13 protein-coding genes are annotated in these 12,049 nt (G+C 40.6%); 2 read left to right on the plus strand and 11 right to left on the minus strand.

The window, feature by feature from the left end:
- Positions 1 to 10 precede the first annotated feature (10 nt).
- On the minus strand, positions 11 to 406 hold the full coding sequence (locus D8849_RS01130; protein ID WP_070842985.1) for a diacylglycerol kinase family protein: 396 nt from the start codon (positions 404 to 406) through the stop codon (positions 11 to 13).
- Entirely contained in the window at positions 387 to 884 is a 498-nt protein-coding gene (gene ybeY, locus D8849_RS01135; protein ID WP_125385929.1) for an rRNA maturation RNase YbeY, read from the minus strand. The genes D8849_RS01130 and ybeY overlap by 20 nt, the downstream gene beginning before the upstream one ends.
- Positions 885 to 988: 104 nt before the next feature.
- On the opposite strand from ybeY, the gene pavA reads away from it, so the two are divergent.
- A complete protein-coding gene (gene pavA, locus D8849_RS01140) occupies positions 989 to 2,644 on the plus strand; it encodes an Rqc2 family fibronectin-binding protein PavA (RefSeq protein WP_125385930.1) in 1,656 nt (551 codons plus the stop codon).
- Positions 2,645 to 2,676: 32 nt separating this feature from the next.
- Here the strand turns inward: pavA and deoD are convergent, their stop codons facing one another.
- The 7 genes from deoD to D8849_RS01175 form a co-directional block, all read right to left on the minus strand.
- The gene (deoD, locus tag D8849_RS01145; RefSeq protein WP_125385931.1) at positions 2,677 to 3,387 is read right to left on the minus strand and encodes a purine-nucleoside phosphorylase; all 711 of its coding nucleotides are present in this window, start codon (positions 3,385 to 3,387) and stop codon (positions 2,677 to 2,679) included.
- Between the two features lie 559 nt (positions 3,388 to 3,946).
- Positions 3,947 to 5,230 carry a chloride channel protein gene (locus D8849_RS01150; protein WP_125385932.1) on the minus strand — a complete coding sequence of 428 codons (1,284 nt, stop codon included), beginning with the start codon at positions 5,228 to 5,230 and terminating at the stop codon, positions 3,947 to 3,949.
- Positions 5,231 to 5,232: 2 nt separating this feature from the next.
- Positions 5,233 to 6,042 carry a purine-nucleoside phosphorylase gene (locus tag D8849_RS01155; protein ID WP_125385933.1) on the minus strand — a complete coding sequence of 270 codons (810 nt, stop codon included), beginning with the start codon at positions 6,040 to 6,042 and terminating at the stop codon, positions 5,233 to 5,235.
- Complete coding sequence (locus D8849_RS01160; RefSeq protein WP_125385934.1) at positions 6,039 to 6,599, minus strand: DUF1697 domain-containing protein; 561 nt, start codon at positions 6,597 to 6,599, stop codon at positions 6,039 to 6,041. The genes D8849_RS01155 and D8849_RS01160 overlap by 4 nt, the downstream gene beginning before the upstream one ends.
- A 1-nt stretch (position 6,600) precedes the next feature.
- A complete protein-coding gene (locus tag D8849_RS01165) occupies positions 6,601 to 7,812 on the minus strand; it encodes a phosphopentomutase (protein ID WP_125385935.1) in 1,212 nt (403 codons plus the stop codon).
- A gap of 14 nt (positions 7,813 to 7,826) precedes the next feature.
- Positions 7,827 to 8,510, minus strand: a complete 684-nt coding sequence (gene rpiA, locus D8849_RS01170) for a ribose-5-phosphate isomerase RpiA (RefSeq protein ID WP_125385936.1) — start codon at positions 8,508 to 8,510, stop codon at positions 7,827 to 7,829.
- A 105-nt stretch (positions 8,511 to 8,615) separates the two neighbouring features.
- On the minus strand, positions 8,616 to 9,545 hold the full coding sequence (locus tag D8849_RS01175; protein WP_125385937.1) for a peptidase U32 family protein: 930 nt from the start codon (positions 9,543 to 9,545) through the stop codon (positions 8,616 to 8,618).
- 139 nt (positions 9,546 to 9,684) lie between these two features.
- Here D8849_RS01175 and D8849_RS01180 point away from each other — a divergent pair, with 139 nt between their 5' ends.
- Positions 9,685 to 9,972 carry a DUF3270 domain-containing protein gene (locus D8849_RS01180; RefSeq protein ID WP_125385938.1) on the plus strand — a complete coding sequence of 96 codons (288 nt, stop codon included), beginning with the start codon at positions 9,685 to 9,687 and terminating at the stop codon, positions 9,970 to 9,972.
- A 33-nt stretch (positions 9,973 to 10,005) separates the two neighbouring features.
- On the opposite strand, the gene ciaH is transcribed toward D8849_RS01180, so the two are convergent.
- Together ciaH and ciaR are read right to left on the minus strand one after the other, a co-directional pair.
- The gene (ciaH, locus tag D8849_RS01185; protein ID WP_125385939.1) at positions 10,006 to 11,340 is read right to left on the minus strand and encodes a two-component system sensor histidine kinase CiaH; all 1,335 of its coding nucleotides are present in this window, start codon (positions 11,338 to 11,340) and stop codon (positions 10,006 to 10,008) included.
- Positions 11,330 to 12,004: a two-component system response regulator CiaR gene (ciaR, locus tag D8849_RS01190; RefSeq protein ID WP_000590639.1), complete on the minus strand. Its 675-nt coding sequence runs from the start codon at positions 12,002 to 12,004 to the stop codon at positions 11,330 to 11,332. The genes ciaH and ciaR overlap by 11 nt, the downstream gene beginning before the upstream one ends.
- Positions 12,005 to 12,049 lie beyond the last annotated feature (45 nt).

The raw sequence follows: 12,049 nt of genomic DNA on the forward strand, positions 1-12,049 counted from the left end.
CTCTTACTGTTTAAAATAATAAATCCCAGATTCGTGGGAGAAAAATCAATGCGCCTGTTAAGGCTGCAAAAAGAGAGACCACTAATACCGCGCCAGCCGCCATATCCTTGGCATTTTTAGCCAGCATGGAAAAGTGATAGTGACTGGCCAAATCCACCACATTTTCAATAGCAGAATTGATAATTTCAAAGGCTACTACCAAGAAAATGCTCAATAGGAGAAAGAGCCATTCGATTCGTGACACATGAAAAACAAAACCTGCAAGAATGACTACAAGAGCCGTCACTGCATGTTTTCGCATATTGCGTTCTTCCTTGATGGCAGTAAAAATTCCTGTGAGGGCAAATTCTAAACTGGATATCAGGTCACGATTTTTCCATTTTCGTTTATTGTCTTGTGAGTCCATAGGCTGTCAAAATTTCTTCTTGTAAACCGAACATCTCCGCTTCTTCTTCCGGAGTGTAGTGATCATAGCCGTTGATATGTAAAAAGCCGTGTACTGCCAAGAAGCCCATCTCACGCTCAAAGCTGTGGCCATATTCCTCGGCCTGCTCATGTGCCTTATCGATAGAGATGAAAAGTTCCCCAATATAGGCATCAAACTCAGACATCATCTCTACCAATTCTGGATTTTCAAGTAAATCTTCTTCGTCAAAGGCAATTTCTAACTCTGGTCTATACTCGAGGCTGATGACATCTGTCGGACGGTCGGTGTCACGGTACTCTAGATTGAGTTCATGACTACGCTCGTTGGTCACAAAGGTAACTGCCATTTCCTTGTCTTCTTTTCCTAATTTTTGGGCTGCAAATTCCAAAATTTCTTGGGTTTGTTGCAACATTTCTTTTGAAACTTGACCAGTTTCATCTACCATTTCAATATACATGTGCTTCTCGTTTCTCTTTACTTGGCTTTATTATACCACATTTCCATGATTTTATTCTACCTTTTTGATATAATACTATGGAATACAATCACAAGGAGAGAACGATGTCATTTGATGGATTTTTTTTACACCACATGGTTGAGGAATTGCGAAGAGAGTTAGTGAATGGTCGCATTCAAAAAATCAATCAGCCTTTTGAACAAGAGTTGGTCTTGCAAATCCGCAGCAATCGCCAAAGTCATCGCCTGCTCCTTTCTGCCCATCCAGTTTTTGGACGCATTCAGCTGACCCAAACGACTTTTGAAAATCCAGCCCAACCTTCTACCTTTATCATGGTTTTGAGAAAATATTTGCAGGGTGCCCTGATTGAGTCGATTGAGCAAGTGGAAAATGACCGTATTGTGGAAATGACAGTTTCCAATAAAAACGAAATTGGAGACCATATTCAGGCTACCTTGATTATCGAAATCATGGGGAAACACAGTAATATTCTACTGGTCGATAAAAGCAGTCATAAAATCCTCGAAGTCATTAAACACGTTGGCTTTTCACAAAATAGCTACCGTACCTTGCTGCCTGGATCGACCTACATCGCTCCACCAAGTACGGAAGCTCTCAATCCTTTTACAATCAAGGACGAGAAACTCTTTGAAATCCTGCAAACACAGGAAACGACAGCTAAAAATCTTCAAAGCCTCTTTCAAGGTCTGGGACGCGATACGGCAAATGAATTGGAAAAGATTCTGGTTAGTGATAAACTAGCCACTTTCCGAAACTTTTTCAATCAGGAAACCAAGCCATGCTTGACTGAGACTTCCTTCAGCCCAGTTCCTTTTGCAAATCAGGTGGGAGAACCTTTTACCAATCTTTCTGATTTGTTGGACACCTACTATAAGGATAAGGCTGAACGCGACCGCGTCAAACAGCAAGCCAGTGAACTCATTCGCCGTGTTGAAAATGAACTTCAGAAAAACCGCCACAAACTCAAAAAACAGGAAAAAGAATTACTGGCGACAGACAATGCTGAAGAGTTTCGTCAAAAAGGAGAATTGCTGACAACCTTCCTCCACCAAGTGCCTAACGACCAAGACCAGGTTATCCTAGACAACTACTACACCAATCAACCCATCACCATTGCGCTTGATAAGGCCTTGACTCCCAATCAAAATGCTCAACGCTATTTTAAACGTTACCAGAAACTAAAAGAAGCTGTCAAATACTTGACTGATTTGATTGAAGAAACCAAGACAACCATTCTCTATCTGGAAAGTGTGGAGACCGTCCTCAACCAAGCTGGGCTGGAAGAAATCGCTGAAATCCGTGAAGAATTAATCCAAACTGGCTTTATCCGCAGAAGACAACGGGAGAAAATCCAGAAACGCAAAAAACCAGAACAGTATCTGGCGAGTGATGGCAAAACCATCATCTACGTCGGTAGAAACAATCTGCAAAATGAGGAACTAACCTTTAAAATGGCACGCAAGGAGGAACTTTGGTTCCATGCCAAGGATATTCCTGGAAGCCATGTTGTCATCTCAGGAAATCTTGACCCATCTGATGAAGTCAAGACAGACGCAGCAGAGCTGGCCGCCTACTTCTCTCAAGGTCGCTTGTCAAATCTGGTGCAGGTAGATATGATTGAAGTCAAGAAACTCAACAAACCAACTGGTGGAAAACCCGGTTTTGTCACCTACACCGGGCAAAAGACCCTCCGTGTCACACCAGATCCAGAAAAAATTGCATCCATGAAAAAATCCTGATTTTACTTGAAATCAGGATTTTCTTTTACATTTTACTCTGCAATCAAGGTTTCCAAACCAACCTTCATCATATCGGTGAAGGTATTTTGGCGTTCTTCTGCAGTCGTGTCTTCATCTGGGTTGACCAAACTATCAGAAATGGTCATGATAGCAAGTGCATCAACGTGGTGTTGGGCAGCAAGATAGTAAAGAGCTGCCGCTTCCATTTCCACAGCCTTAACTCCCCATTTACCAAGCTCGATGTTCTTTTCAAAGTAGTTTGAATAAAAGACATCTGACGACAAAACGTTCCCAACGTGGGTTGTCATACCAAGTTCTTTGGCGATATGGTAGGCCTTGTCCAGCAAATCAAAGCTAGCGATTTGTGGGAAATCATACTGTGGCCAGTCATTGCGGATGATGTTAGAGTTGGTTGCAGCTGCCTGCGCCAAAACCAATTCACGAACGTGGACATCTTCATTCAAAGAACCTGCAGTTCCCACACGAATCAATTTCTTCACTCCGTAGTCCACAATCAACTCACGCGCATAAATCGAAATCGATGGCATCCCCATCCCAGTTCCCATGACGGATATACGGTGACCCTTGTAAGTACCAGTGTAACCAAACATGTTACGCACTTCGTTAAAACAAACAGCATCTTCAAGGAAATTCTCCGCAATAAACTTAGCACGAAGAGGATCCCCAGGAAGAAGAATTTTATCAGCAATTTCACCCTGCTGAGCAGCAATATGGATAGACATAATTAAGATATAAAGGGCGACGGAGAACAAAGTAAAAATAGGAAACTGACGACGCATCGCAGATGGTAGACAGTTTATCTTTTTTACACAGTTCTCCGCCCGTATTCAGTTCAATGAATACAGTTAACCCATCCTTTCTTTATTCTAAAATTTATAATCAGAAAGATACCAAACCCGTCAAAAAGCAAAGGGAAAATAGGAGGTGGGTGCAGTGAGCGATGCTCACTAGACCAACTATCTTTTTCCCACTGCTTTTAGGGTGGGTTCAATTCCTTTCTTTCTTAATTTTGATGATATTGAGAAGATTAGAGCGGCTTCTATTCAAATCCGAACTCCCCTTTCTCTTCTGAGTTTTTAGAAAAGTTTTCCGCTCGTGTTCAAATCAGAACACAAGCTCTACCTTTCTTTTTTTATTTTTATATTTCATAGATAGTAAAAATCGTATTCAATCATGACTCCGATAAGCCTACTACATTTTTATTTAAAACAGTTATTGATAAACTGACAATAGTTTTTAATCTTTTAAGTTAAATCCTTAACTAGAAGAAATGAACATTTCCTACCTAATTACTTTATTCTTTGACTTCTGACACAGTATGCTAGCCCAAGGAAAGCGGTCTAACATTTTTGCAAAGTCATAAGCTAGGAAAGCAGTTACTAAGAGATACGGAAGAGAATCTATATCTAGCCCAGTGAAACCTATAACTAATCCGGTTGCAGAAATAGGCGCCCTCAAGGTCACAGACAAAAAACAAACAGATCCCAAAAGTAAAACGGTTGACTGACTGTCCAAACCTAGAATCATGCCCAAGAGAGCAGCTCCAGCCATCCCCAAGGCAAAAGATGGCGTAAGAGTTCCACCATAGGCCCCTACCCAAAGGATAATAAGAACGACCACTGCTTTTAGGAAAAACATGAGAAGTACTGTTTGACCACTGCTACCATTTAAAACTTCCTGAGCCATCATACGTCCATTTCCAAGTAGATGTGGAAAATAACTTGCTAATCCAATAAGAAAAAGAAAAGCTGAGGGCAATGTTAGAAGTATTCGTTTATCTTTTATTCTGTTTGAAGACGCTGCCTTACTTAAGCGACCAAAAAGCCAAGCTAGTGGGGTTAAGAAAAGAAGTAATAAGGGAATAATCCATATTTCCTTTAATGACCATGTGATGGCTGGAATCTGGTAGAGAGCCTGATCTGAAATAACCCAGCCTGCTATATAGGTTGAGACATAGGTAGTCAAACCGACTAAGACAAATCGTTTAATAGATAGAGCAATTCCTAGGGTTTCAAAAACAAAGAAGACACTTGTTAATGGAACCTGATAAACAGCCGCTAAACCAGCACCAGCACCACAAGCAAGGAGAAAGATGCGATCCTTCATAGACAGTATACATATTTTTCCAATTGGTCCTGCAAATAGAGTTCCAATCTCTCGTGGAGCAGCTTCTTTGCCAATAGGGGCTCCCCCTCCAACTGCAATGATCTGCCAAATTGAATGAAATAGCTGTCTTAAAAAATGAAGCTTGTATTGTGAAGTCTCATCCTTCATCTGAGCTTTGATGGAATAAATCTTCGACCTTTTTTGCAAGAAATACCAGACCAAGGATGAGCCAAGACCCACGATTATTAAACTTAATCCTATTCGTGAGGAGGAAACTCCATCTGTCAAAAATTCACTATGATGTTCTGACTGACCAAAAGCTAGACTCTCTACTATCTCTAAAAGATAATGGAGAAATATACCAGATAAACCCGAAACTATTCCTTGTAGAATTACTGCTATGAATAATCTAAAATTATAAGGGATTTTTCGAAAAATACTCCTCAATTCTATTAACATGATTACAATTCAGCAAGAATCGCTTTAAGCAAGCCTTTAAAGTCTCCTTTAACACGTTCAGTCACTTCTACAACTTCTTCGTGGTTGAGTTCTTCTTGGAAACCTGCAGCATGGTTAGTAATACATGAAATACCGAGAACTTTCAAGCCAGAGTGGGCTGCAACAATCACTTCAGGAACTGTAGACATACCAACTGCATCTGCTCCCAATGTCTTATAGGCACGAATTTCTGCTGGGGTTTCATATGTCGGACCTGTTACACCAATATAGACACCTTCATCAAGCTTGATACCAAGTTTCTTAGCTACTTCATGGGCAGTAGCACGATATTCTGGAGTGTAGGCTTTAGACATATCTGGGAAACGTGGACCAAAATCATCCAAATTTTCACCCATCAATGGGTTTTGACCTGTCATGTTGATATGGTCTGAGATAGCCATCAAGGTACCAGGACCAAATCCAATACCGCCAGCTGCATTGGTTACAATAACACCTTCACATCCAAGAACTTTCATGACACGAACTGGGAATGTCACCACTTCCAGAGGATTTCCTTCGTAGAAATGGAAACGCCCTTGAAGAGCCAAGACCTTGCGACCTGCAAGTTCACCATATACCAATTTACCAGCGTGACCGACTACTGTTGAACGGCCCCAGTTTGGAATCTCAGCATAGTCTACTACAACTGGATTTTCGATTTCTTCTGCAAGTTCTCCAAGTCCTGATCCAAGGATTAGACCGAACTCAGGTGCTTGGATTCCCTTGTCTTTCAGGAAGGCAGCTGTTTCATTGATTTTATCTAAAAATGTCATTGTGTGTCTCCTTTATTATTTTTTAGCATTTGACCGATTTTGTCAAAAGTTTTAGCATTACGAATGGTAATATTGCGATAGAAAGGCATCTTGAGCAAGTACTTGTGATAGGCAGTTGCATAGTAGGATTCCTCAGAGAATTTCCCCCAGAAAATCCCAAGTCTTCCAAAATGAACCACTTCATCTTCCAGTTCCAAACTGTTCACTTTCTCGATCACTTGATCCACAGCCAAACTCTCCGTGTAGAAAAGGACATCTTTTCGAGCTAGGTTTTTGGTCCACCAATCTGGCAGATTATTCAGCTCTTCTTCATAATCTTCCTGACTCAGCAAAGAAAAGCTCTGAATAAATGGATAATGGACTGTAAAGAAAGCCTCTAACTTTTCAACCAATTGGGCTTTGGGAGCTGTAGAAGTAAAGAAAATATTGCCACTGTTGATGTAGGTCTCAACATTTTCAAGCCCAAACTCTGTCAATTCTTGCCGAAGCACTGCCATGACGACCTTATTCTTGCCACCAACATTGATGCCTCTAACCAGTAAAGCATAACGCGTCATCTTATACCAATTTATCTAAGAAACTTTCCCCAATCATGGCAGTTTCAACACCAAAATTATCCGCAACTGTAGCTGAGATATCTGCAAAATGTCCAACTGGAATCAAACCGTTTCCTTTAAAGGCAGGACTGTAAGCCAAAAGTGGGATATATTCACGAGTATGGTCCGTTCCTGCATAGGTTGGGTCATTTCCATGGTCCGCAGTAATCAAAAGAAGGTCGTTCTCTCTCATGGCTGTGATAATTTCAGGCAAGCGTTCATCAAACTCATGCAAGCAATCACGGTAACCGTGAGCATTACGACGGTGGCCGTAAAGAGCATCAAAGTCAACTAAGTTTGTGAAGGAGAATCCTTTTTCAAACTCAGCAAGGCCCATGGTCTTCAATAATGTATCAATTCCGTGGCTGTTTGACTTGTTGTGGCCCATATCATGGTTGATACCCGCACCGTTAAAGATATCATTGATTTTACCAACAGCGTAAGTATCGATACCTGCTTCATTGAGTTTATCGAGAACGGTTGGAGCAAATGGTGAAACTGCCAAGTCACGACGATTTGCTGTACGAGTGAAGTTTCCTGGCTCACCAACATATGGACGGGCAATGATACGTCCTAAAAGGGCAGGACGTTCAAGTGTAATTGAACGAGCGTATTCACAGATACGGTACAATTCGTCCAAAGGAATAATATCTTCGTGGGCAGCAATTTGCAAAACAGGGTCGGCTGAAGTATAGATAATCAACTCCCCAGTTTCCATCTGACGTGGTCCAAAGTCATCGATAACAGCCGTTCCTGAGTAAGGTTTGTTGGCTTCACGAATAACCTTGCGTCCTGAGAATTCTTCGATTTTTGTCAAGATTTCTTCTGGGAATCCATTCCAGAAAGTATCGAAAGGTTCTGTAATGTTAAGGCCCATGATTTCCCAGTGTCCAGTCATGGTATCCTTACCAAGAGATACTTCTTCCAATTTTGTTGCATATCCTGTTGGATTGCTTTCAGCTGGAACAGTCTTAAGAGGAGTTTCTCGAGGAATATTTCCAAGACCAATTTTAGCCATGTTTGGGACATTCAAACCAACTGCTTTTGAAATGTGTCCCAGTGTGTCAGAAGCTCCGTCTGGAACTCCTGCATTGACAAAGTTGTTAGCATCTGGTGCAGCACCGATTCCTACAGAATCTAGTACCACCAAGTGAATACGATTAAATTTTGACATAATGTGTCTCCTTATTATTTTGCTTTGCTTGAAGTTAAAATCTGAACCCCATTTCGTCCAGCTACGATCACCTTATCCACCATTTGGTTGAATAATCCGTGCTCTACAACACCAACGATATGGTCCAATTCTTGTCCGAAAGCAATTGGATCTTCAATGACATCCAAGGCAAGATCAATGATAAAATTCTGCATATCGGTCACAAAACGTTGGCCGTCTTTTTCACGGAAACTTGGTTTGTAGCCAGCTCGTTCAAAACGACGAAAGACCTGTTCTGCGCCATACTGAACCACTTCTACTGGCAATTTAAAAGCACCTAGTTTCTCAACTAGCTTGCTTTCATCCACCACCCAAAAGTATTCTTTTGAAGGCGTTGCGACAACCTTCTCCATCAGAAGGGCACCACCACCACCTTTGATTCCATTAAACTGACTATCCACTTCATCCGCCCCGTCGACTGTCACATCGACGAAGTCTACTTGGTCAATAGACTTGAGTGGGATATTAAGCCCTTCAGCCTGTTTACTAGTCACACTAGAAGTCGTTACAGCTGTAATCTTCAAGCCTTCTTCCTTAATACGACGACCGATTTCTTCGACAAAATAATAGGCAGTAGAACCCGTTCCCAGTCCGACAACCATCCCATCCTTGACAAACTCAGCAGCCTTGATACCTGCCATTTTCTTCAGATTTTCCACTCAAACACCTCCATTAAAGAGCTACTTTTATTATAACATCTATTCGTTTTTATTTCATGGATACACTGGAAAAACCCGAACATTTTTATTTCGGGTTTTGATGTCCTATTTAACCATATCAGGATCGTAGTCATAGAATCCTGTATCAAGGAAACGGTTTTTAGGGTGAAGTTTACGAACTTCTTCATCCAGCAAGAAAGCTTGGTCATGGCTAAAGTTGCCCTCTTGAATCAAGCTACGCGCTTGGATAAAGAGTTTTGTAATTTCAACAAAGTTCTGACCAGGAGTGTAGAGCCCTTCTAGTTTCCAATGGGTAAAACCATGCTCCACCAATTCTGTCAATTTGGTCATCAAATCAAGGTCGTTATTGGCAAAGATATGGGTACCATGAGTGTCTTCAAAAATGGAATAGTGGCTCTCTGGGTCACTTGGCTCAGCCAAGAAGAGGTCACGCTTGCGAGTCTTTTCGTCATCGATATGTGTAAAGTTATAGTAGTTTTGCAAGAGTGGACGTTTAGAATGATGGATGACACTAGCACCGTAAACCAAAACTTCAGCAGGAATTTCCAAAATCTCTGGCATTTTAAAGAGTTCAGCAGATGGAATTTCACGCGCCAAAACAGCCTCAGATGCGCCAGCCTTTTGTCCCCAGAAGTTGATCTGGCGACTGCTAGTTACCATAGTCGAAGCATCGTAGATGGTCTTAAAGGAATAACCATCACGGTTGACCACGTAAAAGACACCTGCATCACCAATCGTAATGTAGTCTGTCTTGATTTCTTCCAAGAAATCGAGGAAGGGCTTAATACGATCCATCATATCTTGGTGCATGAGGGCATTGACTGCAACAATCAATTCCTTACCAGCTTCATGAACCAACTTAGCGATTTCACGCAATTGATCATAACTAAAGGTTGTTGGCAGACGAAGACCAAAATCTTTCTCACCAACATAGATACGGTCTACGCCAGCTTCGAGCAGTTGTTTAACTTGTTCAATACTTTCAGCAGTTGCTGTAATGATAATCTTTTCCATAAGAAAAATTATACCATATTTCTGGAAAATCAGCCATTCTTTAAAAATGAAAAGGGACTTTATTCTTATTGTAACCTTTCTGTAATAATTCTCTGCTGAAAAAATGATAAAATAGGTATGTACTGTTAAGGAGAGAATAATGCCCGTAAGAAAATTACAATCCTATGAGGTAGAGTATCAAGAAGAATTAAGCCAACAGGTTCCTCGCTATCAAGATTATACACCTGAAGCGCAATCTGATGCCAATCTCAAGGAAATCCTATTTTTTGTTAATATCGCTGTTTTTTGTATCTGTATTGCTATCTTTAGTTTTGTCTTTTTAGCATTAAAATTATCAACTTCTCTTGCATTTGCCGCAGCAATCGGATCCAGCTTACTTGTCTTAAAAGTTCAACGATCTATTATCAAACGAAAACTTAGAAGATAAATCCAAAATATCGCCCCATCTGGAGCGATATTTTTATTTTTTCTTTTTAGATGATGTGTGGATGGCAATCTTCACTTCAAAGATTGTTCCCTTTGGTTTATTATCTTTAACAGTAATGGTTCCTTTTAGCGCATCTACAATTTGCTTGGCTAGGGATAACCCTAAACCAAAACCACCTTTTTGACGGGTTCTAGCCTTGTCTACTCGATAAAAACGGTCAAAAATTTTCTTCTTATCTTCTGCGGAAATACCGACTCCATTATCAGAAACAAGTAAATACAGATTGCGATCTGTCGCCGAAATCACAAAATCAATTTCACCATCCTCTTCAGTATATTTGATGGCATTATCAAATAGGATGGTCATCAGTTGTTTCAAAAGAAGTTGATCTGTAACAATTGTTCGATGGATACGATTTTCAAAACGGAAGACACGGTCGTTCTCCGAGGCAATCATCTCATAGTTCGTGAAAGTCGTATTGAAAAAACTGGTTGGAACTTCTGCAAGTTCCGGCTTAATCCCATCATCTCTACGAGCTAAATTCAACAAGTTCGTTGTCAAAAACCGCATATTTCGGACTTCTTCTAAACTAGAGGCAATGCTTTCGCTCACATCCATAATGGTTGCTTCTGGCTTACGGAAAAGGGTTTCTAAGCGATTTTGCAAAACAGCAAGTGGAGTTCGTAACTCATGACTGGCATTTTCCACAAAGGACTGCTGCTTCTGCATGCTCTCAAGCAGGGGCCGAACACTGACCCTAGCTAGATAGAGACTGGCAAGTAAAGACAAAATCCAGAAACTTGCCATCACGACCACAATCAATTGCTCATGCTTTTGACTGGCTTGCTCCAACTGACTGGTATTAATCAAGACAGCTGCATACTTGATATTGGTTGAAACCGAACTGATATTGGTTTCCATCAAAATCATGCGATAGATTTCTTCCTGTCCATAGCTATTAAAAACCTGAATTTGATAGATATGGCCTAATTCTTTTTTCTCCAGTTTAATCTTATCCAAGCCCAAAAATCGGTTTCCAGAAAGGAGTTGGGTAAAATTCTTATCAAAGAGAATGACTTCTGTGTTAGAACTGACATTGGGTTTTATCTCCGTCTTGCTAGCATCTGTAGCGGCATTCTCTAAATCTTTAATCTCTTCTGTTGCCCTATTTACGGCCAGCTGAATAACTGCTTGAGGATTATTACTCAAACCATGTAGCGTATCGTCCACCGAAGTATAGAGACTCGAGTGCATGACCTGTAAAATAATCAAGGTCATGGTAGAGAAAATCAGAGTGAAGACACCAAAGTTGCGGATAAAATAACTAAAGTCATCCGCATACCATGTTTTTTTTAGTTTACTGAACATCTTTTAAAATATACCCAACACTGCGCAAGGTTTGCAAATTCTCTGCAAAAGTGGTTCCTTTTAATTTCTTACGGACTTTTGAAACATAAACTTCGACAACCGAAATCGTTGTGTCACTATCAAATCCCCATAAACGATCAAAAATCTGAGTCTTAGGCAAAATAACATTTTGATTCTGAAGGAAATAAACCAGTAAATCGAACTCTTTCCCCAGTAATTCGACAGGAGTATCTTCAACCTTAACGGTATTGGTTGACAAATTAACCACAATATTTCCATAAGTCAAGGTGTTTTCATTAAACTTGCCTGAACGTTTGAGCAGGGCTTGAATTCTCATTTTGAGTTCTTCTAGGTAGAAAGGTTTTGTCAGATAATCATCCGCTCCCAATTCAAATCCATGTCCCTTGTCATCCAAACTTTCCTTGGCAGTCATAATCAGAACTGGAGTCGTAATCCCCTTTTCACGCAATTCTTTCAAGACTTGGAAGCCATTTTTTTCAGGCAACATCAAATCGAGCAAAATCAAGTCATAGACGCCACTCTCAGCTTCGTAGAGACCTTCTTCTCCATCAAATACCTGCATGACATCCGCAAAATCGTCTAAAAAGTCAAATACTGAATTTGACAGGCCTAGGTCATCCTCAACCAATAAGATTTTTATCATGAGAAACTCCTCCTTAATAAAACCATTATACCAAATTTGCCTTAA

Origin of the sequence: Streptococcus mitis, from assembly GCF_003942765.1 — a bacterium.
Lineage (GTDB): Bacteria > Bacillota > Bacilli > Lactobacillales > Streptococcaceae > Streptococcus > Streptococcus mitis_BE.